Annotated in this window: 23 protein-coding genes; 12 read left to right on the forward strand and 11 right to left on the reverse strand. The window is 66.4% G+C overall.

Going from position 1 to position 23845, the window contains the following annotated elements:
- The first annotated feature begins 21 nt into the window (after window positions 1–21).
- A complete protein-coding gene (locus ACVIJ6_RS31675; protein WP_456775923.1) occupies window positions 22–1353 on the forward strand; it encodes an aminotransferase class V-fold PLP-dependent enzyme in 1332 nt (443 codons plus the stop codon).
- Window positions 1354–1390: 37 nt separating this feature from the next.
- Here the strand turns inward: ACVIJ6_RS31675 and ACVIJ6_RS31680 are convergent, their stop codons facing one another.
- Window positions 1391–2110: an FkbM family methyltransferase gene (locus ACVIJ6_RS31680; RefSeq protein ID WP_456775924.1), complete on the reverse strand. Its 720-nt coding sequence runs from the start codon at window positions 2108–2110 to the stop codon at window positions 1391–1393.
- Window positions 2111–2229: 119 nt separating this feature from the next.
- Complete coding sequence (locus ACVIJ6_RS31685; RefSeq protein WP_456775925.1) at window positions 2230–2463, reverse strand: hypothetical protein; 234 nt, start codon at window positions 2461–2463, stop codon at window positions 2230–2232.
- A 27-nt stretch (window positions 2464–2490) separates the two neighbouring features.
- Here ACVIJ6_RS31685 and ACVIJ6_RS31690 point away from each other — a divergent pair, with 27 nt between their 5' ends.
- Window positions 2491–3174 (forward strand): exodeoxyribonuclease III, encoded by a 684-nt coding sequence (locus ACVIJ6_RS31690; protein WP_456775926.1) that lies wholly within the window; start codon window positions 2491–2493, stop codon window positions 3172–3174.
- A 4-nt stretch (window positions 3175–3178) separates the two neighbouring features.
- On the opposite strand, the gene ACVIJ6_RS31695 is transcribed toward ACVIJ6_RS31690, so the two are convergent.
- Window positions 3179–3904, reverse strand: coding sequence for an alpha/beta fold hydrolase (locus ACVIJ6_RS31695; protein ID WP_456775927.1), 726 nt, complete (start codon window positions 3902–3904; stop codon window positions 3179–3181).
- 104 nt (window positions 3905–4008) lie between these two features.
- Between ACVIJ6_RS31695 and ACVIJ6_RS31700 the strand changes: the two genes are divergently transcribed.
- Together ACVIJ6_RS31700 and ACVIJ6_RS31705 are read left to right on the forward strand one after the other, a co-directional pair.
- Entirely contained in the window at window positions 4009–5016 is a 1008-nt protein-coding gene (locus ACVIJ6_RS31700) for a helix-turn-helix domain-containing protein (protein WP_456775928.1), read from the forward strand.
- Window positions 5017–5338: 322 nt separating this feature from the next.
- Window positions 5339–6841, forward strand: coding sequence for an MFS transporter (locus ACVIJ6_RS31705; protein ID WP_456775929.1), 1503 nt, complete (start codon window positions 5339–5341; stop codon window positions 6839–6841).
- Between the two features lie 98 nt (window positions 6842–6939).
- On the opposite strand, the gene ACVIJ6_RS31710 is transcribed toward ACVIJ6_RS31705, so the two are convergent.
- Window positions 6940–7227 (reverse strand): hypothetical protein, encoded by a 288-nt coding sequence (locus ACVIJ6_RS31710; RefSeq protein WP_456777121.1) that lies wholly within the window; start codon window positions 7225–7227, stop codon window positions 6940–6942.
- A 296-nt stretch (window positions 7228–7523) separates the two neighbouring features.
- On the opposite strand from ACVIJ6_RS31710, the gene ACVIJ6_RS31715 reads away from it, so the two are divergent.
- The 5 genes from ACVIJ6_RS31715 (at window position 7524) to ACVIJ6_RS31735 (ending at window position 13173) form a co-directional block, all read left to right on the forward strand.
- Window positions 7524–8249, forward strand: coding sequence for a sulfite exporter TauE/SafE family protein (locus tag ACVIJ6_RS31715; protein ID WP_172243180.1), 726 nt, complete (start codon window positions 7524–7526; stop codon window positions 8247–8249).
- A 19-nt stretch (window positions 8250–8268) separates the two neighbouring features.
- Window positions 8269–9768 carry a DNA repair protein RadA gene (gene radA, locus ACVIJ6_RS31720; RefSeq protein WP_456775930.1) on the forward strand — a complete coding sequence of 500 codons (1500 nt, stop codon included), beginning with the start codon at window positions 8269–8271 and terminating at the stop codon, window positions 9766–9768.
- 169 nt (window positions 9769–9937) lie between these two features.
- Complete coding sequence (locus tag ACVIJ6_RS31725) at window positions 9938–10564, forward strand: CvpA family protein (protein WP_456775931.1); 627 nt, start codon at window positions 9938–9940, stop codon at window positions 10562–10564.
- Window positions 10565–10587: 23 nt separating this feature from the next.
- Window positions 10588–12120: an amidophosphoribosyltransferase gene (gene purF / locus ACVIJ6_RS31730; protein ID WP_012043871.1), complete on the forward strand. Its 1533-nt coding sequence runs from the start codon at window positions 10588–10590 to the stop codon at window positions 12118–12120.
- Window positions 12121–12429: 309 nt separating this feature from the next.
- Entirely contained in the window at window positions 12430–13173 is a 744-nt protein-coding gene (locus ACVIJ6_RS31735; protein WP_456777122.1) for an SDR family NAD(P)-dependent oxidoreductase, read from the forward strand.
- A 79-nt stretch (window positions 13174–13252) separates the two neighbouring features.
- Here the strand turns inward: ACVIJ6_RS31735 and ACVIJ6_RS31740 are convergent, their stop codons facing one another.
- The 4 genes from ACVIJ6_RS31740 to ACVIJ6_RS31755 form a co-directional block, all read right to left on the reverse strand.
- A complete protein-coding gene (locus ACVIJ6_RS31740; protein WP_456775932.1) occupies window positions 13253–13645 on the reverse strand; it encodes a 4Fe-4S binding protein in 393 nt (130 codons plus the stop codon).
- A 101-nt stretch (window positions 13646–13746) separates the two neighbouring features.
- Window positions 13747–14085, reverse strand: a complete 339-nt coding sequence (locus ACVIJ6_RS31745) for a hypothetical protein (RefSeq protein ID WP_456775933.1) — start codon at window positions 14083–14085, stop codon at window positions 13747–13749.
- On the reverse strand, window positions 14082–15320 hold the full coding sequence (locus ACVIJ6_RS31750; RefSeq protein ID WP_456775934.1) for a patatin-like phospholipase family protein: 1239 nt from the start codon (window positions 15318–15320) through the stop codon (window positions 14082–14084). The genes ACVIJ6_RS31745 and ACVIJ6_RS31750 overlap by 4 nt, the downstream gene beginning before the upstream one ends.
- Complete coding sequence (locus ACVIJ6_RS31755) at window positions 15317–16204, reverse strand: DUF3313 family protein (RefSeq protein ID WP_456775935.1); 888 nt, start codon at window positions 16202–16204, stop codon at window positions 15317–15319. Before ACVIJ6_RS31755 ends, ACVIJ6_RS31750 begins: the two co-directional genes overlap by 4 nt.
- 177 nt (window positions 16205–16381) lie before the next feature.
- Here ACVIJ6_RS31755 and ACVIJ6_RS31760 point away from each other — a divergent pair, with 177 nt between their 5' ends.
- From ACVIJ6_RS31760 to ACVIJ6_RS31770, 3 genes are all read left to right on the forward strand, one after another.
- The gene (locus ACVIJ6_RS31760; RefSeq protein WP_456777123.1) at window positions 16382–17011 is read left to right on the forward strand and encodes a TetR/AcrR family transcriptional regulator; all 630 of its coding nucleotides are present in this window, start codon (window positions 16382–16384) and stop codon (window positions 17009–17011) included.
- A gap of 198 nt (window positions 17012–17209) precedes the next feature.
- The gene (locus tag ACVIJ6_RS31765; protein WP_456777124.1) at window positions 17210–18256 is read left to right on the forward strand and encodes a hypothetical protein; all 1047 of its coding nucleotides are present in this window, start codon (window positions 17210–17212) and stop codon (window positions 18254–18256) included.
- A 142-nt stretch (window positions 18257–18398) separates the two neighbouring features.
- Window positions 18399–19625 carry an ABC transporter substrate-binding protein gene (locus tag ACVIJ6_RS31770; protein WP_012043863.1) on the forward strand — a complete coding sequence of 409 codons (1227 nt, stop codon included), beginning with the start codon at window positions 18399–18401 and terminating at the stop codon, window positions 19623–19625.
- Between the two features lie 61 nt (window positions 19626–19686).
- Here ACVIJ6_RS31770 and ACVIJ6_RS31775 read toward each other — a convergent pair whose 3' ends face one another.
- The 3 genes from ACVIJ6_RS31775 to der all read right to left on the reverse strand — a co-directional run bounded on the left by ACVIJ6_RS31775 (window position 19687) and on the right by der (window position 23797).
- Window positions 19687–20955 (reverse strand): TCR/Tet family MFS transporter, encoded by a 1269-nt coding sequence (locus tag ACVIJ6_RS31775; RefSeq protein ID WP_456775936.1) that lies wholly within the window; start codon window positions 20953–20955, stop codon window positions 19687–19689.
- Window positions 20956–21040: 85 nt separating this feature from the next.
- Window positions 21041–22174, reverse strand: coding sequence for a helix-turn-helix transcriptional regulator (locus ACVIJ6_RS31780; RefSeq protein ID WP_456775937.1), 1134 nt, complete (start codon window positions 22172–22174; stop codon window positions 21041–21043).
- A 252-nt stretch (window positions 22175–22426) separates the two neighbouring features.
- Window positions 22427–23797: a ribosome biogenesis GTPase Der gene (gene der, locus ACVIJ6_RS31785; protein ID WP_456775938.1), complete on the reverse strand. Its 1371-nt coding sequence runs from the start codon at window positions 23795–23797 to the stop codon at window positions 22427–22429.
- Window positions 23798–23845: the final 48 nt, after the last annotated feature.

Here is a 23845-nt window from a genome sequence, read left to right on the forward strand (position 1 = left end):
GACGCCCAGGGAGAACCTGCCATGACCCCGACCGACACCATCACATCGAGCCGCCGTTCGATTCTCGCCGGCCTCGCCGCGACCGCGGTGCTGCCGCTGGCCGGGACCGCGACGACCGCCGAGGGAGCGCTGTCGGGCCTGCCGACGCCGCCGGCCGGATCGGCCACGGCGATCGCCACCGACCAGGCCTATTGGTCGACCGTGCGCGGGCTCTATGCGGTGACGCCGGACGTGGTCAATCTGGAGAACGGCTATTGGGGCGTGATGCCGGAGCCCGTCAGGCGCGAGTTCATTCGGCAGACCGACATGGTCAACCGAGAGAACTCCTACTACGCGCGGCAGCGCTTCGGCGCCGATTTCGAGGCGGTGCGGGTCAAGGTGGCGGAGGCGGTCGGCGCGGCGCCGCAGGAGATCGCGCTGACGCGCGGCGCGACCGAGGCGCTGCAGCTTCTGATCGGCGGCTACAACCGGTTGAAGCCGGGCGACAGCGTGCTCTATGCCGATCTCGACTACGACTCGATGCAATATGCCATGAACGCGCTCAAGGCGCGGCGCGGTGTCGAGGTCGTCAAGTTCAACATCCCCGAGCCGGCAACGCGGCAGGCCGTGCTCGACGCCTATGCCAGCGCGCTCGACGCCAATCCGAAGACGCGGCTGCTGCTGCTCACCCATGTCAGCCACCGCACCGGGCTGGTGATGCCGGTGGCCGAGATCGTCCGCATGGCCAAGGCGCGCGGGATCGACAGCATCGTCGACGCCGCGCATTCCTGGGGCCAGCTCGACATCAAGGTCGGCGATCTCGAAGCCGATTTCGTCGGTTTCAATTTACACAAATGGATCGGCGCACCGCTCGGCATCGGCTTCCTCTACATCCGCAAGGACCGGCTCGACAGCATCGATCGCGACATGGGCGATGAAGACTTTCCCGAGAGCGACATTCGCTCGCGCGTGCATACCGGCACGGTCAATTTCGCCACCGTGCTGACGGTGCCGACCGCGATCGCCCTGCACCAGGAGATCGGCGCCGCGGCCAAGCAGGCGCGGCTGCGCTATTTGCGCGACAGCTGGGTCAGCCGCGCCCGCGCGCTCAAAGGACTGGAGATCCTGACGCCGGACGAGCCCGGCCTCTACGGGGCCATCACCTCGTTCCGGCTGGCCGGCAAGACCAGCAAGGCGGACAACGAGGCCATCGTCGCAAGGCTGCGCGACGAGCGCAAAGTGCTCACCGTCCGGCGCGCGGGCGTCGCCAACGGACAATGCATCCGCGTGACGCCGGCGCTCTACACGACCGAGGCGGATCTCGACCGCCTGGTGGAGGCGCTGGCGATCGTCACCGGCAGCAAGGCCGGATGAAACGCCGGCCGCGCGCAAGCGCCGCCGGCTGTCCGGCTCAGTTGCTGAACACGAAATTGTTGCAGTAGTCCTTGCTCTTCCAGAACCATTCGCCATCAGTGCGCTGATGGAGCTCGGGATCGAAATTCGCCAACGGGAGCAGCTGGCCGCGGCGCACGAAGCTGCCGGAATAGCCGAGGCCGCGCAGCAGCGCGAAGGTCTCGCGCATCCGCTCCAGCGTGGCGAGGCGGCGGTCGCATTCCAGCACGATCAACGGCCGGCAGCGCCGCAAGGTGGTCACGGCGCCGCGCAGGACATCGAGCTCCGCCCCCTCGACGTCGATCTTCATCGCGGAGACCATGTCGCCGCCGGACACGTAGTCGTCCAGGCAAATCGTCTGCACCTCGATCGGCCGGAAGGCCTCGGCCGGCTGCAGCAGCGACGCGCCCGGCTGATGCCCGTCCGGGATGAACAGCGTTCGCGACCCCGATGACGAGTACACCGCGCGCCGCTCGATGGTCACATTGCTCAGCGCGAAGCTCGCGCACAGCCGCGACAGGCCGTCGGCGAGATCCGGCTGCGGCTCGAATGCAATCGCGCGCCCGGGCGCCGACCAGCGCGCCAGCCAATAGAGGAAGCTGCCTTTGTTCGCCCCGATGTCGCAGACGATGTCGCCGCGTCCGATCCGCTGCCGCAGCGCGTGGAGTTCCGTCCGGTGATCGCGATACCGCGATCGGATCACCCGTACCAGCGCCCGCGCCGCCTCTCGTCCGATCATTGGCCCCCCCAATATCCGCGTGGAGCGGCCAGCTTGATCAGGAGCATGGTCGCTTCTTGGCGGGGCGCAGGTGGCAATCAGGCGGGCCCACGACCGTTCCTAGGCCGGCGCCCAGGCCCCTATTCCTTCTTGGCGTCGTCGAGCACCTTCTTGCAGGCCTCGGAGAGCTGGGCATATTGCCGGGTGAGACAGGCGACGATGCGCCCGTTGCCGGGCAGCGTGTCCAGGCAGAACCTGATGTAATCGGCCTGGCAGGCAGCGCGCTGCTCGTCGGTCGGCAGCTGCTGGGCGGACGCGGCGCAGGCGGCGCCGATGAGCCCGATGAACAAAATGGCGCCTGCGAGCTTGGACATCCGGTCTCCCCTCCTTGTGCAGGCATCATGAAGATTGCGACCTTCAACATCAACAATGTCAGGCGGCGCCTCCCCAATTTGCTCTCCTGGCTGCGCAGCGCCAGGCCGGACATCGTCTGCCTGCAGGAGCTGAAATGCGCACAGGCCGAATTCCCGGCTGACGCCATCGCCAAGGCCGGCTATGGCGCGGTGTGGCAGGGTCAGAAGACCTGGAACGGGGTTGCGATCCTCGCGCGCAAAGCAGAGCCGGTGTTGATCCGCACTGCCCTGCCCGGCGCGCCTGCGGACAAGGACGCGCGCTATATCGAGTGGTTCAAGCGGCTGCACAGGCACGCAGCTGATTTCATCAAGGATGACCTGCCGGTCGTGCTCGCCGGCGACTACAACGTCGCACCCACGCCGCTGGATATCTATCCGACGCGGTCATGGGACAAGGACGCGCTGATCCAGCCAAAGAGCCGCGCGGCCTTCAAGGCGCTGCTCGATCAGGGCTGGTGCGACGCGATCCGCACGCTGCATCCGGACCAGCCGATGTTCACCTTCTGGGACTACAAGCGCAACCGCTGGCCGCGCGATGCGGGGCTCAGGCTCGATCACCTGCTGCTCAGCCCGCAGCTCGCGCCGCGCCTGACCAAGGCCGGCATCGACCGCGCCATCCGCGGCGAGGACGGCGCGAGCGATCACGCGCCGGCCTGGATCGTGCTGACATAGCCGCTCAGTCGCGCCCCGCATCCATGATCGCCTGCGCCAGCCGCGCCGGATCTGAGAAGCACAGCTCATGGCTGCCGGGCACCTGCACCAGCCGGAACAGGCCGAGCTTGCTCGACAGCCGCGGATGCCACGGCAGACCGTGCGGCAGCGCGGTGTCCTCGGTGCAATTGATGTAGGATTTGGCGATGGTCATTTCGGCCGGATTGGTGCGCAGCCTGATCGCATCAGTGAAGGTCTTGTTCGGATGCGGATTGAGCACCTCATAGGCGCGTGTCGCCGTGGCAAGATCGGCGTCGTTGATGAAAGCCTCGCGCCAGATCGGGAATGGCAACACCACCGAGCCGTCGCCGCGCGCGGCGGCCACCGCGTCGAACAGCGCGACATATTGCGGCGGCACCATGTCGTTGAGGCACTCGCCATCATTCGGCACGAACGCATTCCAGTAGATCAAGCGGCGGATGCGCGTCGGGATGCGATCGGCGACGCCGGTGATGACCATGCCGCCATAGGAGTGTCCCATCAAGATGGCATCGGTGATGTCTTGCTCGGTGAAATAGTCGCAGATCGATTGGATCGCCTCGTCGAGACCGATGGTCTTGGCGTCGCCCGGACGGTTGCCGCGGATGGTCGGCAGATGCACGATATGCCCGGCAGAGCGGATATGCGCCGCGACCGGCTCGAGCTCGGCGCCGGTATGCCAGGCGCCGTGGACCAGGACGTAGGTTGACATGATCAGGTTCCTTTGCACTGTTGATGGCGGTGCAAGCAAACATGGCCGCGCGGCAGCCGCCGCGCTTGGCTGCAACTGAACCCGAATGGTCTCGGAGTGAACCGATGCCTGGCGCGGAGCCGCAACGGCTGCGGAGCTGGAATACCGCGGCGGTACGGCCGGCCGAGCAATTCTCCTATTACCGCGAGGCGATCTGCCAGGCCTTCATGAACCTGACGCCTGAACCGACCCGCGGCGTCGGCTTTGCGGCCGAGGTCCAAAGCATCGGCATCAGCAGAGACGGGACAGACACGGCCGGCGCGATCAACCGCGTGACCTTTCCCGAGCATGTGGTGCGCCGCTCGCGCGCCGACATCGCCGCCTCCGCCGAGCGCTGCTTTTATCTCAATCTCAAGCTCGCCGGCCGCTGCACCATCGTGCAGGACGATTGCGAGGTCAGCCTGTCGGCGGGCCAGGTCGGCATCTTCGACAGCGACCGCACCTTCGCGCTGCAGCATGATCGCGGACCGTCACTCGGCGTCATCTCATTCCGCGTTCCCGCCGAAGCGCTGTTCAGCCGGCTGCCGACCGCGCCTGACATCGCGCCGATGCGGCTGTCCGACGATCCTTGCGTCGGCGCGCTGATCGTCGAGACGGCGCGCTCGCTCAACGCCAACGCGCTGCGGCTCGCAGCGGACGACACCGCCGCGCTGTTCGACGTGCTGCTCGATCTCGTCGCACTCGGCGTGTCGCGCAGCTTCCGGAGCGAGGCGCATGCCACCACCTCGTTCGCCGACGCGACCACGCTGGCGCTGCGCCGCGCCATTCACGAGCGGCTGCGCGAGCCGGGCCTGACGGTCGCGACCATCGCCCGCATGGTGGGCATCAGCGAGCGCTATGTGCACAAGCTGCTGGCCCGCGCCGGCACCAGCTTCTCCGAGCTGGTGATGGAGCGCCGGCTGGATGGCGCCGCGCGCGACCTTTGCGATCCCGCCTGCGCCGCGCGCGACATCGGCAGCATCGCCTTCGACTGGGGATTTTCGGATCTGTCGCATTTCACGCGCCGCTTCAAGCAGCGTTTCGGCATGCGCCCGCGCGACTGGCGGGCGCAGCTCACGGCGCCGTCGCGCTGACGACCGGGCGTCAGCGCGGCTTCGGTTCGCATGCGATGCCCCACAGCCGGATCGCTGCCAGCAGGACCAGCGATCCGGCGAACGCGGCGACGATGTCGCGCAGCGAAACGACGATCGTGCCCATGCGACGCGCACGCGACCAACTCAAGGTTCTTGCCGGTGGCCATACACGCCTCATTCGCTCGCGAATCGTATCCATGTCGTTGCTGGATCTGGCGGTTGACCACGCATCGCCTTGGCAGTTTCAGGCAAGCCTGGCTGTCCTGTTTCCGAAATGATGCTACTCGGGGATCAACGCCGAGACGATCCTGGGGCAACGCACATGACGCGGACGTCGAAACGCAGCCGCTGGCTCATTCTTCTGACCGTCTCCGGCGCGCTCGCGCTCGTCGTGATCGACATGACGGTGCTCTATACGGCGCTGCCCAGCCTGACCTATGAGCTCGGCGCAACAGCGTCGGAGAAATTGTGGATCGTCATGGCCTATGGCCTCGTCGTCGCCGGTCTCCTTCCAGGCTTCGGCTCGCTCGGCGATCGCGTCGGGCACAAGAGGACATTCGTCGCCGGGCTCATCGTGTTCGGACTGGCCTCTCTCGTTGCCGCCTATTCGCCGACCGCCATGGTCCTGATCGGCGGCCGCGTCCTGCTCGCCATCGGCGCGGCACTGATGATGCCGGCGACGCTGTCCATCATTCGCATCACCTTCTCCGATGACCACGAACGAGCGCTCGCCATCGCCATCTGGGGTGCCGTCGCATCCAGCGGCGCGGCGGTCGGGCCCCTGGTGGGCGGCGTTCTGCTGGAATATTTCTGGTGGGGCTCGGTGTTCCTGATCAACGTGCCGCTGGTCATCCTGGCGCTGGTCGCCGGCCTGCTGCTGATCCCGGCCCCGGCCACCCGCACCGAGCGCGACTGGGACCTGCCTGGTTCAATCCAGGTGATGGCCGGGCTGATCGGGTTTGCCTATGTTGTCGAAGAGCTCGGCAGCCGCCAGTCTTCCGCTGTCATTCTCATCGGGGCGGCGATCGCGACCGCCATCATGTTGACGGTGTTCGTGCGCCGCCAATTGCGGCTCAAGGATCCCTTGCTCGACTTCACCCTGTTCCGGAACCTCGAGTTCGCGCTCGGCGTGATCACCGCGATCGTGGCATCGCTTGCCATCGCGGGCACCGAGCTGGCGATCAGCCAGCGCCTGCAGCTCGTCCTCGGCTATTCGCCGCTGCAAGCGGCATTGTACATCCTGCCGGCGCCGCTCGGGGCGTTCATCGGCGGGCCGCTCGCAAGCCTGATGCTCGGTCGCGTCGGAGCCGCCACCACGATGTCCGGCGCGCTCGCGATCTCAAGCATCGGCGCGGCCGGCTACCTGCTCTGCTACAATAATGATCTGGCGCTGCAATTGATCTGTATCGCGATCAACGGTCTCGGGCTCGGCGCGTCCATGGCGGCCGCCTCCAACGCCGTGATGACTCACGCGCCCGAAGGCCGCGCAGGCATGGCCGCCTCGATCGAGGAGGTGTCGTTCGAGCTCGGCGGCACCATCGGCATCAGCATTTTCGGAAGCATTCTGTCCGGGGTCTATACGGCCGTCATGGTGCTGCCCGACGGCGCGGGCGTTCCCAGCGCCGCGCGCGACAGCATCGATGCGGCGCTGATCGCGGCCGAACGCCTGCCGACCGACATCGCCGCGGTCGTCACGTCACACGCGCATCGCGCCTTCGATCAGGCGTTTCTGACCGTCATCGTCGCGGCGACGCTCGTCCTGCTCGGCACTGCTCTGCTGGTGTGGCTCGGAACGAGCCGGCTTCGTCTTCGCGCGGCGCTGTAAGCGGCGCGCCGCGGAGGGCAGTGTCGGCCACATCAGCCTCCGGGAAGTCGCCGCCAGCGACCGCGGGCCGGCGCTGTCCTTCGCTCACGGCATTCGCGTTACGCGGAAAGCCGCCTGGCGTTCGCCGCGACGTAGTCGCGATAGAGATCGACGATCGCCGCCGGGCTCGCGCCCGCCATCAGCTTCGCCGTGGCCTCCAGCGTTGCGGCGATCTTTTCGCAGACCATGAGTTCCGCCTCCTCGCACGCATCGGCCTCGCCGCGCGCGAACTTCTCCATCCGCAACCGGATCACTTCGCCGGCTTCCATGGCCAGCATCGCAGCTGCGAACCAGGGACACTCGGCTTCGGCGGTTGCCGTCTGGGACGGCGGCATCTGCAAGGACATTGTTTCTCTGCTCATCGTCAGCGCCCGAATTCACCAGCGGACATGCGACGAATACGCTTCAACTTTTAAAGATGCAGACGCACAATCATCGGCGATTTTGATTCCCGTCGAACCAGCCGTTAACCACACGAGGCAGCTCTCTCCTCCGTCATTGCGAGGAGCCCCCGGGTCTCGTCGGCAGCGAGCCCGAAGGCGGGCTTCGCGACCAAGCAATCCAGGGTCTCGCCCGCATCGCTGGATTGCTTCGCTCGCAATGACGTGGGGAGAGATCTCGCCCTTCAAGGAAGAGAATTATCGTGGGCTTCCTGTTCGTCCTCGCCGTCGGCCTCATCGCCGGCACCTTGTCGGGCATCGTCGGCACCGGCTCGTCGATCATGCTGATGCCGGTCCTCGCCTATGAGTACGGACCGAAGGAGGCCGTGCCGATCATGGCGGTGGCCGCCGTGATGGCGAACCTGTCGCGCATCCTGGCGTGGTGGCGCGAGGTCGACTGGCGCGCCTGCGCGGCCTATTCAGTGACGGGCATTCCGGCGGCGGCGCTCGGCGCGCGCACGCTCCTGATCCTGCCCTCGCAGGCTGTCGACATCACGATCGGGCTGTTTCTGATGGCCATGGTGCCGGTGCGGCACTGGCTGACGCGCCATGAGATCAAGGCCAATCTCTGGCATCTTGCGCTGGGCGGGGCGATCATCGGATTTCTGACCGGCATCGTGGTCTCGACCGGGCCGCTCAGCGTGCCCTTGTTCCTGTTCTATGGCCTGTCGAAGGGCGCTTTCCTCGCCACGGAAGCCGCGAGCTCGCTCGGGCTCTATCTGTCGAAATCCGTCACCTTCCAGCGCTTCGGCGCGCTGACGCCGGACATCCTGCTCAAGGGCCTGATCGCCGGCGGCTCGCTGATGGCCGGCGCCTTCGTCGCCAAGCGCTTCGTCTTGCACATGAAGCCGGATGTGTTCCGCCTGGTGATGGATGGCATCATGCTGGCCGCGGGCCTAAGTATGTTATGGAACGCCACCCACTCCTGACCGCATCGATTCTCCGCTCATGGCCAAGAATGCCCTCTCCTTCGTCTGCCAGAATTGCGGCGCGGCCTATTCGCGCTGGCAGGGCAAATGCGAGGCCTGTGGCGAGTGGAACACGCTGGCGGAAGAGGACACCACCGGCGCGACCTCGGCGCCGCTGTCGCTGCGCTCCAAGCGCAAGGGCCGCACCTTCCAGCTGGAATCCCTGACCGGCAAGAGCATCGACGCGCCGCGGCTGTCATCCGGCATGACCGAGCTCGACCGCGTCACCGGCGGCGGTTTCGTCCGCGGTTCGGTGCTGTTGGTCGGCGGCGATCCCGGCATCGGCAAATCGACGCTGCTGACGCAAGCCACCGCGATGATGGCGCGCGCCGGCCATCGCGCGGTCTACATCTCCGGCGAGGAGGCGGTGGCCCAGGTGCGGCTACGCGCCGAGCGGCTGGGGCTCGCCGACGCCCCGGTGCAGCTTGCATCGGAGACCTCAGTCGAGGACATCATCTCGACCCTGTCCGAGGGCGGCGTGCCCCGGCTGATCGTGATCGATTCGATCCAGACGATGTGGACCGACACGGTCGAATCGGCGCCGGGCACGGTGACCCAGGTCCGCGCCTCGGCGCAGATGCTGATTCGCTTCGCCAAGAAATCCGGCGCCGCCATCATCCTGGTCGGCCACGTCACCAAGGACGGCCAGATCGCCGGCCCCCGCGTCGTCGAGCACATGGTCGACGCAGTGCTGTCGTTCGAGGGCGAAGGCTCGCAGCAGTTCCGCATCCTGCGCGCGGTCAAGAACCGGTTCGGCCCGACCGACGAGATCGGCGTGTTCGAGATGACCGGGCTCGGCCTGCGCGAGGTCACCAATCCCTCCGAGCTGTTCCTGTCCGAGCGCGATCTCGGCAGCCCCGGCACCGCCGTGTTTGCCGGGATCGAGGGCACGCGGCCGGTGCTGGTCGAAATCCAGGCGCTGGTGGCGCCGACCTCGCTGGGCACGCCGCGCCGCGCCGTGGTCGGCTGGGATCCGAGCCGGCTGTCGATGGTGCTGGCGGTGCTGGAGGCGCATTGCGGCGTCAAACTGTCAGGCTACGACGTGTATCTGAATGTTGCCGGCGGCCTGCGCATCAACGAGCCGGCGGCGGATCTCGCCGCCGCCGCGGCGCTGGTGTCGTCGCTGGTCAACGCGCCACTGCCGCCGGATGCAGTCTATTTCGGCGAAATCTCGCTGTCCGGCGCGGTGCGGCCGGTGGCGCAGACCTCGGCACGGCTGAAGGAAGCCGCCAAGCTCGGCTTCGGCCGCGTCGTGCTGCCGGAGCGCGCGCGCGGCGAGGCCGGCGGCGATGCCGGCCTAACCTTGAATACCGTCGGTGGCTTGACCAGCCTGGTGGCCGACATTGCCGCGCGCGGAACCCCACGCGCCCGCCAGGACGTGGCCCGCGATGATGGCGATATGCGGGATCAGGGCCGCCGCGCGCCGAGCCATGCCGAAAAAAATGCCACACCAGCGAGATTCCGCCGTCAGGACGGCTAGGCGGACCGTGACGTCCCCATGACTCGCCGCTATACAACGCCGCATCCGGGCCGGCACGGGAGCGTGCGGCATCCGGATTTGCCGGGGAACCCTGCTCTCCTCCGCCTGGAGGGCGGTCCTCGTCGACGCGAAGCGAACCTTGGACCTGTGAAGCGGACCTGATCAGCCGATGCCGATAACGATCCTCGATCTCATCCTGCTCGGCGTCATGCTGGTTTCGGGGCTGCTCGCGATGGTTCGCGGCTTCATGCGCGAGGTCCTGTCGATCGCGGCCTGGGGCGCGGCGGCTCTGGTAACGCTTTATTCATTCTCCAAGCTGCTGCCGACCGCCAAGACCTATTTCAACAACGACACGGTCGCGAGCGTGGTGGTCGTCGCCGGTACTTTTGTCGGCACCCTGCTGATCGTCTCGGTGATCACGGTGAAGATCTCCGACATGATCCTCGATTCGCGCATCGGCGCGCTCGATCGGACCCTCGGCTTCCTGTTTGGACTGGGCCGTGGCCTCCTGATCGTCGTGGTCGCTTTCCTGTTCTTCAGCTGGCTGGTGCCGGACAAGCAGCGTCCCGACTGGGTCACCGCGGCGAAATCGCGGGTGGTGCTGCAGGGAACCGGGGATTGGCTGATGTCGCTCTTGCCTGATGATCCCGAGAACACCATTTTAAAGAAATTCAAGAAGAACAAGCCGGACGACGACCAGACTGACACCGAGTCGCCCGGAGTGGGCGGCGATGGGTACAGCAAGCCTGCCCGCGACAGCTTGAAGAAGCTGATCGAAAAACCCGCGGCCAAGTGAGCCAAGCCCAGAAGAGAGGCGCGATGGACCTGCACCACGATTCTTCCGGCGAAGCCCAAACGGACTCCCACGCGGATCTGGACTTCGGACCTCAAGCTGACCTCAGAGACCCTGACCTGGACGGAGACACGCTGCGCGAAGAGTGCGGCGTGTTCGGCATTTATGGGCACAGCGATGCCGCCGCGATCACTGCACTCGGCCTGCATGCGCTCCAGCATCGCGGCCAGGAGGCCGCCGGCATCGTGTCCTATGACGGCACGCGCTTTCACAGCGAGCGCCGGCTCGGCCTGGTCGGCGACACCTTCTCCCGTCGCGAGGTGATCGAACGGCTGCCCGGCAATGCGGCGATCGGCCATGTCCGCTATGCCACGACCGGCGCGACCATCCTGCGTAACGTGCAGCCGCTGTTTGCCGAGCTCGGCGCCGGCGGCTTCGCCGTCGGCCACAATGGCAACCTCACCAACGGCCTCACCCTGCGCCGCGAGCTGGTGCGCGCCGGCGCGATCATGCAGTCGACCACCGACACCGAGGTGATCCTGCACCTCGTCGCGCACTCCCGGCGCACCAATTTCATCGACCGCTTCATCGAGGCGCTGCGCGCGCTCGAAGGCGCCTATTCGCTGGTCTGCATGACCAACAAGAAGCTGATCGGCGCCCGCGATCCCCTCGGCATCCGCCCGCTGGTCTATGGCGAGCTCGACGGCTGCCCGATCCTGGCGTCCGAGACCTGCGCGCTCGACATGATCGGCGCGCGCTACATCCGCGACATCGAGCCCGGCGAAGTCGTGATCTTCGACGAAACTGGCGCGCACAGCCACAAGCCGTTCCCGCCCAAGCCGGCGCGTCCTTGCGTGTTCGAATACATCTATTTCGCCCGCCCCGATTCCATCGTCGGCGGCCGCTCGGTCTACGAGGTGCGCAAGGCGTTCGGCGCGCAGCTCGCGCGCGAGAGCCATCCCGACGTCGATGTCGTCGTTCCGGTGCCGGATTCCGGCGTGCCGGCGGCGATCGGCTACAGCCAGCATTCCGGCGTGCCCTTCGAGCTCGGCATCATCCGCAATCACTATGTCGGCCGCACCTTCATCCAGCCGACGCAGGCGATCCGCGAATCCGGCGTCCGCATGAAGCACTCGGCCAACCGTGCCGCGATCGAAGGCAAGCGCATCATCCTGATCGATGACTCGCTGGTGCGCGGCACCACCTCGCGCAAGATCGTGCGCATGATGCGCGATGCCGGCGCCACCGAGGTGCATTTCCGCCTGGCGTCACCGCCGATCCTCTACCCCGACTATTATGGCATCGACCTGCCGGACCGCGGTGGTCTCCTGGCGGCGACGCATTCGCTCGAGGAGATGCGCGAGCTGATCGGCGCCGATTCGCTGGCCTTCCTGTCGATCGACGGCATGTACCGCGCCATGGGCGAGCCGGCCCGCGACCCGGCAGCGCCGAAATATGCCGACCACTGCTTCACCGGCAATTATCCGACCCATCTGACCGACCAATCGCTGGTCGAGCCGACGCAGCATCAGCTGTCGTTGCTGGCGGAAGCGAGCTGAGGCTCCCGCCCGGCGCCACCACAGGGGGATCCGGGACGATGCGCGGCATCGGACCCGGACGCTCCCGATGTCCCATGCGTTCATCCGGAGCTTCCGGATTCGCCGCCTCGCTGTGCCGCCGCGTGACTGCAACGCGCCGGCCCTGAAGCCGGTGCCGGAAACCAAAACGAGCGGTTCCCGGTTATCGGGTGACACTAGCCACGGGCGTCCAACTCCATCATAAGGCCTGGAGGATGGGTCCTGGCGGTTCGCGCGGTTCAGCGCACAATGCTTCGCGCATGAGGCCAGGACGACGATGGACGCTGCATGATGACCCTACCCCTCGCCAATCGTATTGCCCTCGTCACCGGCGCCTCGCGGGGCATCGGCTACGCGACGGCGCGGGCGCTCGCCCGCGCCGGCGCGCATGTCGTGGCTGTTGCACGCACGCAAGGCGGGCTCGAGGAACTCGATGACGAGATCCGCAAAGAGACCGGCAACGGCGCCACGCTGGTGCCGCTGAGCATGGCCGATACCGACGGCATCGCGCGGCTCGGCGCCGCGCTGCACGAGCGCCATGGTCGGCTCGACATCCTCGTCGGCAATGCCGCCGTGCCCGGCCCCTCCTCGCCGCTCGGCCATATCGACCTGAAGGCGTGGAACGATGTGCTCGCGGTCAATCTCACCGCCAACGTCCAGCTGATCCGCTGCATGGAGCCGCTGCTGAAGGCCTCCGACGCCGGTCGCGCCGTGTTCCTGACCTCCGGCGCCGCCCATAAGGCGCAGGCCTATCTGGGCCCCTATGCGGTGACCAAAGCGGCGGTGGAAACGCTGGCGCGGGTCTGGGCTCATGAGACAGAGCGCACGCCCTTGTGCGTGAACCTGTTCAGCCCGGGGCCGATCCGCACGCGGATGCGCGCCACCGTGTTTCCCGGCGAAGACCCGATGACCCTGGAGACGCCCGAGCAGGTCGCCGAGTTCATCGTGCCGATGTGCCTGCCGTCCTGGACGGAGACCGGAAAGCTCTACGAGTACAAGAGCCGCGCGCTGAAGAGCTTCCAGCCACCGGCCTAACGCGGGGACTTGGCGCGTTCGCGATGCCGGTCGTCGCGAGGCCACGTTGACGTCATGCGGCCTCGCCGTGCCGCCGCGTTCAGCGCGATAGCGGACGTTCCTCGCTTGCCGCGGCCGCGACGAGATCGATCGCGCGCTCGGGACAGGCGACAACACACAGGCCGCAGGCGAGGCACAGCTGGCTGTTCGGCGTATATGCCGTCTTCATGCCGTGAAAGCGGACGCGCATCCTGCCGAGGAAGGACAGCGTGCGGAAGTCCGCAGCGCGGATCGGGCCGACGTCGAACACGTCGTAGGGACACACCTCGACACAATCGCCCTTCGCCTCGCATTTGTTGTGATCGACGACGGGAATGAAGGCGCCCGGCTCCGCCTTGCAAGCCGCGCCTGGACGCTTCGGATGTTGCGCAGCCTTGCGCACCTTGGCGGCATTGGTTCGCTTCGATGGCGTCGGCTCGGTGTGGTCGGTCACGCGTTCTACTCCCATTCGAAACCTGTCAGTTGGCGTATCTCGCGCGTGCTCGTCGACGCGCCAGCGCAGACCTGCTGCGAAACATCGAACGTCGTTTGCCGCTATTTCGCGGCAGCAGTTGTCGCGCCCGGCTTGGCGGCGGGCGCCTTGCCCGCAGCCGGGACCTGGCGGTCGCGCACCGCCGCGAGCTCCTTGCGCAGCTTCTCCTGCTGCTCCGGCGACAGCACCGGGCGCTGGTCGTCATGGGGCAGGTCGTTGACCGGGAGATAGTTGTACGTGGTGCCGAACTGCGTCGCCGTGGCGGACGGGCTGGTGGCCGACGGGGTCGTGCCAGACGTGGTGCAGCCGCCGACCAGCGACACGACACACAGCGCCGTTGCGGCCAAGGCGCGTCGCGCAGCCGTCCCCATCGCCCCAGAGTTGATGCGACGACGGTTCATCGCGCCGCCGCCATGGTGTGCGCCGGCAGCTGGGCCGTGATGCCATGATCGTTGGACTCGAGCCCCGGCAGGCTCTTCACCCAGGGATAGCCGCGCCGGCCCATATCGTGGCCGCGGTCGAACAGCGCCGTCATGTAGCTGCGATCGAACGGACCGTCAGCCTTGACCTGGAAGTCTCCGGGCACGCTCGCGAGATTGAAATCAATGCCGTTGAATTTCGCCACCGAGTAGATCCGATAGATATCGCCGATGCCCTGGTTCTTGATCAGCGTCGAGAGCGAGCGCTGGGTGACCGACAGCACGTCGGCGCCGACGCTCTCCCATTGCGGATCGATGCGGGCATTGCGGATGACATAGAGATGCGCGCCATTCACGGTCCTGCGTGGCCCGTGGCCGGCGACCAGACGCAGCACCGAGGGGCCGATGAAAACCTGCCTTGTGACGCCGCCATCGACATGGAGCTCGTCATAGTCCTTGTCGCCGATCTTCACCTTGATGCGCACGGGCGCGAAAGCGCCGGGGACGGTGGCGGAGGCGAGCAGCACCTTGCGGAACAGATCGACGGCCTCCGGCGTGTCGGCCACGGCGATGCGGCCCATGTCCCACAGCACCGGCCGCTGCGCATCGAGATTGGTGGTGCCGATCAAGAGCACCCTGCCCTTGCGCCTCTCGCGGGCAATGTCGCGCAAGAAGTCGCGGTCGACATATTTCTCGATCAGCCGCGACAGCGGCGTGTTGTCAGCGAGCGCCGAGCCCTGCAGCAGGCCGGGAACATTGACCGTGAAGATGTCCTTGCGCTCATAGGCGGTGAAGACCTCCTGCAGCCGATCGTCGTGCTCGCGGCCGAGGAAGACGAACGGAGCCATCAGCGCGCCCGAGCTCACGCCAGTCACCATGTCGAACGACGGCCGGTTGCCGGCCTCGCTCCAGCCGACCAGAAGCCCGGCGCCGAACGCGCCGTTCTCGGCGCCACCGGAGATCGCCAGGAAATTCAGCGGACGCGAGGTGGCGATCTCGGCCGACGCGCGCTGCATCGCGGCCTCGGCGAAACGCGGCGCCGGCTCATCGCCCCAATAGCGCACGTCGCGGAAGCCGACCGGCTCGGCCGCGACGGCCGCCGCCTCGGGCAGCGCATTGCGCGGCATCACGGCGGCACACGCCGCCAGCAGCAGCGACGCCGCGAAAGCGAGTGCGACGCGCGGGGCCAAAGCGCGGAAAGAGGCGGCAGACTTCATCGCGACGCTTGCTGCTCCACGCTGGCGACCGCAGGCTGCGGCATGCCGGGCCTGGCTTCGTCGGCGCCCTTGTCGGTCCAGTCGGGCGGCAGGCCAAGGCCGGCCCCGACGAAGCCTTTCAGGCCAGGAAAGCGTCCGTACTGCTCACATGCGGCATATTTGGGAGCGCCACCCAGCTTGGCCGGCAGGCTCGAGGCCGCTGGCAGCGACGGCAGACCGCCGAAGGGCGACTCGCCGGTCGATACCAGTCTGGCGAAATCGGCGCCGAATTCAGACGCGAGGTCATAGGCGTCCCCGTCCTTGGCCATCCGCGCCGTGGACACCGAATTGGCGCTGCGTGCCCACACCATGGCCGCCTTCTGGAACCCGGCGAAGTTGCGCGCCTCGGCCTCGACCGACAGCGTGCCGAGCCCGACCGGAAGCCGCGGCACCGGCACCGGAACGCCCGGCAACGCCACGGTCTTGGCGATGGAGGCAGCCTGCGATGCCGCTGACACGGTCGCATTCGTCGCCGTGGCATGCGTGACCGTGGCCCTGACGGTCAGATCGGCCTCTTCACCGGGCAGGACGATCTGGAACCTCTCGCTCAATCTCAGGCACATTTCGCGGCTGATCGCGTTGGCCACCAGCTTCCGCTCATCCTCGCTCAGCGCGACATCCGGGCGCGCCGGGAACGCCGTCGGTTCGAATCGGATCGTCTTGGCCTCCAGCAGCTCCTTCTTGTCGGCCTTGATCTGCGCCCGCGTCACCAGGCCGTTGGCATCGGCGAGACTGTCGTAGCTGCGCAGCGAGCCGGCCCGCTCCAGCGGCGCCGTAGCACAGCCGGCCGTGGTCAGAGCCAGAGGGACAAGCGCCGTCCACTTCAGCGGAGCAAAACGCGACATGAGGGCGGCCTATTGATAGATAACTTACTCTATTAAAGTTCCACAAGCTTCGGCGCTTGTCCAACCAAACTAGATCAAATTGTCAAAAACGGTGGAGCAGGAAATATTATTTTATATTACAAGGGGTTGGTCAGAAGGACGATTGTGGCCAGATTGGGCCCGGTGAGAATTGGCGGTATGAGAAAGGTCGATCCGGTCAAGCATGAACAGAAGCGCGGGGAGATTCTCCAGGCCGCGTTGTCGTGCTTTGTCAGGGATGGCTTCCATGGTGCCAGCACAACCGACATCTGCGCCGCGGCCAGGATCAGCCCGGGGCACCTGTATCATTACTTCCCGAGCAAGGAGGCGATCATCCAGGCTCTGGTCGAGCTGAACCTCACCCACGCCGCGTCGCGTCTCCAAGCGGTCCTGGCCTCGCCCGACGTGATCGAAGCCCTGGTGCAGGAGCTCGAAAACACCAGCCTTCACCAGCCCCAGGCCCAGGTGCTCAGCGCCGAAGCCCTGGTGGAAGCCTGCCGCAATCCGGAGTTCGCGACCATCGTCCGCGCCCATGCCCGCGCGATGCGCGCGCTCCTGGTCGATTTTCTTGTTCAGGCGCAGCATCGCGGCGAGGTCGATGCCGACCTGGATCCCGAAGCGACCGCGAACATCCTGTTCGCCATCGTCGACGGCGCCCGTGCCCTGCCGATCCGCAATCCCACCGTGGATATCAAAGCAAGCAGCGATCACCTCCGGATCATGCTGCGACGCTTCCTTGGGCCGCCTGCTCGCGAACCGGTCGCAGGGGAAGCCGCTCATCGCGCGTGAGGATCAGCGCCGCCTGTAATTGACACCCCGTCCTGCGCGCGATTGACTGCCTTCAAACAAGCGGCTGACCGCAGCACAGATCGGGAGGATGCCATGACGCGATATGTTATGGCGTGAGCACCACGCGAACACGCGACGCGGGTTGCCCGCGCAGTCCTGGCATTGGCGATCGCGGCCGCCTCGCTGCTCGTCCCGCACATGGTGAGCGCGGCTGACATCCCGACCTTCGCCGTCGAGCCGTCCTGGCCGAAGCAGTTGCCGAACAACTGGATCCTGGGCCAAGTCGGCGGCATCGCGGTCGATGCCAACGGGCACATCTGGGTGATTCACCGGCCGCGCTCGCTGACCGACGACGAGAAGGGCGCAGCGCTCAATCCGCCGCGCTCGAAATGCTGCATCCCGGCACCGCCGGTGCTGGAATTCGACATCGACGGCAATCTGTTGCACGCCTGGGGCGGCCCGGGCCCGGGCTATGAATGGGTCGGCCGCGAGCATGGCATCGAGGTCGATGAGCGCGGCTTCGTGTGGATCGGCGGCAATGCCGACAACGACAATGCGATCCTGAAATTCACGCTCGACGGAAAGTTCGTCGCGCAGATCGGGGCGATCGCGCCGAGCAAGGGATCGAACGACACCACCCAGCTCGGCAAGCCGGCGGAGACGGCGATCGACAAGGATGCGAACGAAATCTATGTCGCCGACGGCTATGGCAACCGGCGCGTCATCGTGTTCGATGCGACGACGCTGGCCTATAAGCGCCACTGGGGCGCCTATGGCCATGTTCCCGACGACGCCAGGCAGCCGCCTTATGATCCCAAGGCGCCCGTCGCTCAGCAATTCGGCAATCCCGTGCACTGCGTGAAGATCGCCGATGACGGCCTCGTCTATGTCTGCGACCGCATCAACGACCGCATCCAGGTATTCAAGAAGGATGGCACCTTCGTCACCGAGTGGTTCTTCGAGAAGAGCACGCTCGGCAATGGCGCGGTGTGGGACATCGCGATCTGGCCCGATCCGAAGCAGACCTATCTGCTCTCGGCGGACGGCGAGAACAACGAGATCCGGATCATCAGGCGCGACGACGGCAGCGTGGTCGGCAGCTTCGGCCATAATGGCCGCAATGCTGGCCAGTTTCACTGGGTGCATGCGATGGCCGTCGACAAGTCCGGCAACGTCTATACCGCCGAGGTCGACACCGGTAAGCGCATTCAGAAGTTCAGGCTGACCTCGGACGCGCTGCGTTAACGCTAAGCGGGTCGCACAACCTTTGGGCCGGCCTCCCCCCTTTTGGCGCATTGCCGCAACTCACAGGACCGGCTATCCAGAAAACAGACGGCAAAGGGCGCCCAAGAAGCCCCCGCCGCGACACGACACCAGGGAGGACTGAATGACCACGTCTCATGCGCGGCGGATGGCCGCGTTGCTTGCCGCCACCACGCTCAGCTTTGCCGGCTCCGCCTTCGCCGACGACAAGGTCGTCAAGATTGGCGTGCTCAACGACATGTCGAGCCTCTATGCCGATATCGGCGGTCCCAACTCGGTGGCCGCGATCAACATGGCGGTCGAAGATTCCGGCATGAAGGCAAAAGGCTGGACCATCGAGGTCATCAGCGGCGATCACCAGAACAAACCCGACATCGGCGTCAATATCGGCCGGCAATGGATCGACACCCAGAAGGTCGACGTGATCATGGATACGCCGAACTCCGGCGTCGCGCTCGCGGTCTCCAATCTGGTCAAGGAAAAGAACTCGATCCTGATCAATTCCGGCGGTGCGAGCGCGGACCTCACCGGCAAGGCCTGCAACGCCAACACCATCTCCTACACCTATGACACCTACATGCTGGCGAACGGCACCGGCAAGGCGCTGACCAAGGCCGGTGGCGACAGCTGGTTCTTCCTGACCGCGGACTACGCGTTCGGCCATGCGCTGGAGCGCGACACTTCGGCTGTGGTCACCGCCAATGGCGGCAAGGTGCTCGGCTCGGTCAAGCATCCGCTCAACACCGCCGATTTCTCCTCGTTCCTGCTGCAGGCGCAATCGTCGAAGGCCAAGGTCATCGGCCTCGCCAATGCCGGCGGCGACACCACCAACGCGATCAAGCAGGCATCGGAATTCGGCATCGTCCAGGGCGGCCAGAAGCTCGCCGCGCTGCTGTTGTTCGTCAACGACGTGCATGCGCTCGGACTCAAGGTGGCGCAGGGCCTGACCTTCACCGAGTCGTTCTACTGGGATCTGAACGACAAGACCCGCGAATGGTCCAAGCGCTTCCAGAAGCTGTCGCCCAAGGGCACGATGCCGTCGATGACGGTGGCCGGTGTCTATGCCGGCACGCTGCATTACCTGAAGACGCTGGACGCGCTCGGCGGCAATCCGCATGACGGTGCCAAGGTCGTGGCCAAGATGAAGGAGATCCCGACCGACGATCCGCTATTCGGCAAGGGACCGCTGCGCGCCGACGGCCGCCGCCTGATCCCGGCCTATCTGTTCGAGGTCAAGAAGCCCGAAGAGTCCAAATATCCGTGGGACTATTACAAGCTGATCGCGACCATCGCGCCGGAGGACGCCGCGAAGCCGCTGGAAGCCAGCGAGTGCCCGCTGGTCAAGAAGTAATAAGCAACCCGATCAGGACTCCGAGGCGGCGCCAGCGCCGTCTCGGGTCTCGCGCAACGTCTCAGGATGAGGCTGCGGCTGTCGCGGCACGGATCGTCCGCAGCGCGATCACGAGCGCGACGACCAGCAGCATCGATGCCAGCAGGAACGGTGCGCCGGGCAGATGTACTGGCGCGGCGGCTCCGATGAAATAGGCGAAGGTCAGCGTGAACAGGAACGGCCCGGCGAGCTGGGCCATGCTCTGCACGCTCGACGTCGCGCCCTGCAGCTGGCCCTGCCGGTCCGCCGGCACCAGCCTTGTCATCAGCGCCTGGATCGCCGCGCCGGAGACGCCCCAGAGCGCCATCGCGGGAATGCCGAGCCAGCTCAGCATCCCGGTCGGCGCGAGGCCAAAGATCAGAAAGCCCAGCGTGCCGCTGCACAGGCCGAGCAGCAAGGCGCCGCGCTCGCCGAGCGAACGCACGATCCAGCCGACCGCCCCGCCCTGCACCACCATGGCGCACACGCCGACGATCGCCAGCGTCAGGCCGACCGTGCGCGTATCCCAGCCATAGCGGTAGGTGGCGTAGAGCACGAAGGTCGACGGCAGCACGACATGGGCAAGCTGGGTGATGAAGTTGACCGTGGCCAGCCCGGCCAGCATGCGGTCGGAGCGCAGCAATTGCAGGGCGCCGAGCGGGTTCGCGGTCCGCCAGCGGAACGGACTGCGCCGCTCGTGCCCCAGCGATTCCGGCAGCACCAACAATCCATAGACCGCATTGGCGAAGCTTAGCCCGGCGGCCGCCCAGAACGGCAGCCGCGGATCGATATCGCCCAGCAATCCGCCGGTCGCCGGGCCGAGCACGAATCCGGCGCCGAACGCGGCCCCAACGCGGCCGAAGATCGCGGCGCGCCGCTCTGGCGGCGTGAGGTCGGCGATGTAAGCAAAGGCCGTGGAAATGCTGGCCGAGGTGATGCCGGAGATCAGCCGGCCAATGAACAGCCACACCAGCGACGGCGCCAGCGCCATCAGCACATAGTCCGCGGCAAGGCCGAAGTTCGAGAGCAGGATAACAGGCCGTCGGCCAAATCGGTCGGACAGGCTGCCGAGCACCGGCGAGAACACGAACTGCATCAGCGCCCACGCCGTGCCGAACAGGCCGAAGATCCGCGCGGCCTGCGCGGTGTCATTGGCGACAAAGCTCTCGATCAGCTTGGGAAGGATCGGCATGATCAGCCCGAGCGCGAGCATATCGAGCAGGATGGTGACGAAGATGAAAGCGACGGCGCCGCGGCGCGGTGCCTGCGGCGACGGTACGCCGTCGGAACTCGCCAGCTCGGTGTCGACCATGGCCTGCCATCGGGTGATCGCCCGCAACCGCGCGGGACGAGCGCCGACTTATACACGCGTGGTCGAGGCCGGCAATCCGGCGGGCTCAGGAGGCAAGCGGCGACACGAAGCCGGCGACCAGTCTGACCAGATCGGCCTGCCGCACGGCCCCGGTCTTGAGGAAGACGCGGCGCAGATGAGTCTTGATGGTAGTCTCGGCGACGCCGAGCAGGCACGCGACTTCGGGAACACCGCCGATCTCGACAATGCCGAGCAACACCCGCAATTCGGTCGGCGTGAGCCGATAGGCTGTTGCGATCAGCTCGGGAGATTGCGGCGGCTCGATCATTGTACGGCGCATGAAGATCGCAGCGCTCGCCGCATAGGCGCGCCCCACGGCCTGGCGTTCGCGCGATGTCAGCGGCAGCACGTGCGCAACATGGTGCAGGCCGTTCTGCGAGGTCATTAGCATGGCGGTGCCGCCGGTGCCGAGCGCGGCATCGCCGCCGCCGCTGCGAACGATGAGATCCTGTAGCATGTGATCCGTCCGGCCATCGCGCGCAGCGAGGCGACCGTCACGGACGAACAGCGGATCGCCGGCATCGAGCAATTGCTGCCCGGCTGCGTTGGCGTGCACCAGCCGCCCGAGCCTGTCGACGAGGCCGATGCCACAGGTCATCCGTTCCATCGCCTCGGCAAACGCCGACGCCTGTGCCGATTTCAGATCGATCAGCCGGCCGATCATGACGGCGCGGCGGATATGCGGCGCGATCTGCTGCATGCGCATGCGTGCGACGTTGTCAGCCAGCCCATCGGACTCGTAGCGGAATACGCCGAACAGCGCTGCCGTGGTCGCAGATTTGTCGATCACGGCCGAGATGAAATCGACCATGCCCTGGGGCGCCGCCCATTCCCGATAGAAGCGGGTCTGCCGCAGCTCGTCCTGCGGCATCAGGTCGGAGACCGCGATCGGCTGACCTATATCAGCGAAGTACTGCCCGGTCGTGGCCGGATCGAGCTTCACATATTTATCGAAATACAGCTGGCAGTAATGCGGATCGATGCCGGACTGACACAGCACATCGCCGCCGCCCGCGATCGGACTCTTGGAGAAGATCGAGGCCACCTGCCCGCCGACGAATTGTCCGGCGCGGCCGACCACCTCCGGCCAGCGCAACGGGTCCAGCGCCGCATCGTAGATCTCTCCCACCAGATCGAGCACGTCATCGGCATCCGCCATCGCATCTCTCCAACCTGCAATGTCGCGCGCCGAACGCCCACCGCCACGCCGATCCCCCTCATAGGATGGCTCTGACCTGTGAACTTGGACGGATGCGACGAAAGGCAGGGCCCCACCGACTTCCAGACCATGTCTCGCCTCATGGCGAGACCGGCGCGGATTAGCGCGGTGACGATGGAGAGGGATGTGCGCGCGGTCACGCAGCCCGGCAGACGCGGCGAGCAAGGCGCAGAGGCGTACGCGGCCGTCGGTCTAGGACGGCCGCTTGCGCTTGTGCGCGAACGGGTTGGCCTTCTCGCGCAGGGTGATGCGCACCGGGGTGCCCGGCAGCTCGAAGGTCGCGCGCATCGAATTGATGAGATATCGCAGATAGGATTGCGGGATCGCATCGGCGCGCGAGCAGAACAGCACGAAGCTCGGCGGTCGCGCCTTGGTCTGGGTGATGTAGTTCAGCTTCAGACGGCGGCCCGACACCGCCGGCGGCGGATTGTTGGCGATCGCCTCCTCGAACCAGCGATTCAGCGCTGCCGTGGGCACGCGCCGGTTCCAGACTGCATAGGACTCGACGATGGCCTGCATCAGCCGGTCGATGCCCTCGCCCATCAGGCCCGACACCGCGACGATCGGCACGCCCGACACCTGCGGCAGCCAATGATCGACATCATGACGGAGCGCGGAGATCTGGCCGGGCTTGCTGTCCATCAGGTCCCATTTGTTGACGGCGATGACCAGCGCCCGGCCCTCGCGCTCGATCAGATCGGCGATGCGCAGGTCCTGCTCCTCGAAGCGGTTCTGCGCGTCCATCATCAGCACGACCACCTCGGCGAAGCGCACCGCGCGCAGCGCGTCGGCCACCGACAGCTTCTCGAGCTTCTCCTCGATGCGCGAGCGCCGGCGCAGACCTGCGGTATCGAAGATGCGAAAGCCGCGGCCCTTATATTTGATCTCCACCGCGATCGAATCGCGGGTCGTCCCGGCCTCGGGGCTGGTCAGCAGCCGCTCCTCGCCGAGCAGGTGGTTGATCAGCGTCGATTTGCCGGCATTGGGACGGCCGACGATGGCGACGCGGATCGGGCGGGCGGCCCGCTCCTCGTCGGTCTCCTCATGCTCGTCCGCCTCGTCCTCGGTCTCCGGCACGAGCCCCCTGAGGGCATCGTAGAGCTCGCCCATGCCCTCGCCATGCTCGGCCGAGATCTGGATGGGGTCGCCGAGGCCGAGCGCATAGGACTCCATGGCGCCGAGCTCGCCATGCTTGCCCTCGCTCTTGTTGGCGAGCAGCAGCACCGGCTTGTCGGCGCGGCGGACGAAATCGGCAAAGGCGCGGTCGGCCGGGGTCAGGCCCGCACGGGCATCGATGACGAAGAACAGCGCGTCGGCCAGTGCGATCGCGGTCTCCGTCTGCTCCTGCATCCGCGCCGTCAGCGATCCCTTCGGCCCCTCGTCGAGGCCAGCGGTATCGATGATCGTGAACTGGAGATCGCCGAGCTTGGCCTCACCTTCGCGACGGTCGCGGGTGACGCCGGGCATGTCGTCGACGAGCGCCAGCTTCTGTCCAACCAGACGGTTGAACAGGGTCGATTTGCCGACATTGGGCCGGCCGATGATGGCGATGGTGAAGGACATGATGATCCGTGCGCGTGAGCGCGCAGCTTTAGCGCATTCGGCCGCAAA

The organism is Bradyrhizobium sp. USDA 4369 (assembly GCF_054056435.1).

Coding starts and splice junctions, on each gene's coding strand:
- ACVIJ6_RS31675 (WP_456775923.1), top strand. CDS start 22: ATGACCCCGACCGACACCATCACATCGAGCCGCCGTTCGATTCTCGCC.
- ACVIJ6_RS31680 (WP_456775924.1), bottom strand. CDS start 2,110: ATGATCGGACGAGAGGCGGCGCGGGCGCTGGTACGGGTGATCCGATCG.
- ACVIJ6_RS31685 (WP_456775925.1), bottom strand. CDS start 2,463: ATGTCCAAGCTCGCAGGCGCCATTTTGTTCATCGGGCTCATCGGCGCC.
- ACVIJ6_RS31690 (WP_456775926.1), top strand. CDS start 2,491: ATGAAGATTGCGACCTTCAACATCAACAATGTCAGGCGGCGCCTCCCC.
- ACVIJ6_RS31695 (WP_456775927.1), bottom strand. CDS start 3,904: ATGTCAACCTACGTCCTGGTCCACGGCGCCTGGCATACCGGCGCCGAG.
- ACVIJ6_RS31700 (WP_456775928.1), top strand. CDS start 4,009: ATGCCTGGCGCGGAGCCGCAACGGCTGCGGAGCTGGAATACCGCGGCG.
- ACVIJ6_RS31705 (WP_456775929.1), top strand. CDS start 5,339: ATGACGCGGACGTCGAAACGCAGCCGCTGGCTCATTCTTCTGACCGTC.
- ACVIJ6_RS31710 (WP_456777121.1), bottom strand. CDS start 7,227: ATGTCCTTGCAGATGCCGCCGTCCCAGACGGCAACCGCCGAAGCCGAG.
- radA (WP_456775930.1), top strand. CDS start 8,269: ATGGCCAAGAATGCCCTCTCCTTCGTCTGCCAGAATTGCGGCGCGGCC.
- ACVIJ6_RS31725 (WP_456775931.1), top strand. CDS start 9,938: ATGCCGATAACGATCCTCGATCTCATCCTGCTCGGCGTCATGCTGGTT.
- purF (WP_012043871.1), top strand. CDS start 10,588: ATGGACCTGCACCACGATTCTTCCGGCGAAGCCCAAACGGACTCCCAC.
- ACVIJ6_RS31735 (WP_456777122.1), top strand. CDS start 12,430: ATGACCCTACCCCTCGCCAATCGTATTGCCCTCGTCACCGGCGCCTCG.
- ACVIJ6_RS31745 (WP_456775933.1), bottom strand. CDS start 14,085: ATGAACCGTCGTCGCATCAACTCTGGGGCGATGGGGACGGCTGCGCGA.
- ACVIJ6_RS31750 (WP_456775934.1), bottom strand. CDS start 15,320: ATGAAGTCTGCCGCCTCTTTCCGCGCTTTGGCCCCGCGCGTCGCACTC.
- ACVIJ6_RS31755 (WP_456775935.1), bottom strand. CDS start 16,204: ATGTCGCGTTTTGCTCCGCTGAAGTGGACGGCGCTTGTCCCTCTGGCT.
- ACVIJ6_RS31760 (WP_456777123.1), top strand. CDS start 16,382: ATGAGAAAGGTCGATCCGGTCAAGCATGAACAGAAGCGCGGGGAGATT.
- ACVIJ6_RS31765 (WP_456777124.1), top strand. CDS start 17,210: ATGGTGAGCGCGGCTGACATCCCGACCTTCGCCGTCGAGCCGTCCTGG.
- ACVIJ6_RS31770 (WP_012043863.1), top strand. CDS start 18,399: ATGACCACGTCTCATGCGCGGCGGATGGCCGCGTTGCTTGCCGCCACC.
- ACVIJ6_RS31775 (WP_456775936.1), bottom strand. CDS start 20,955: ATGGTCGACACCGAGCTGGCGAGTTCCGACGGCGTACCGTCGCCGCAG.
- ACVIJ6_RS31780 (WP_456775937.1), bottom strand. CDS start 22,174: ATGGCGGATGCCGATGACGTGCTCGATCTGGTGGGAGAGATCTACGAT.
- der (WP_456775938.1), bottom strand. CDS start 23,797: ATGTCCTTCACCATCGCCATCATCGGCCGGCCCAATGTCGGCAAATCG.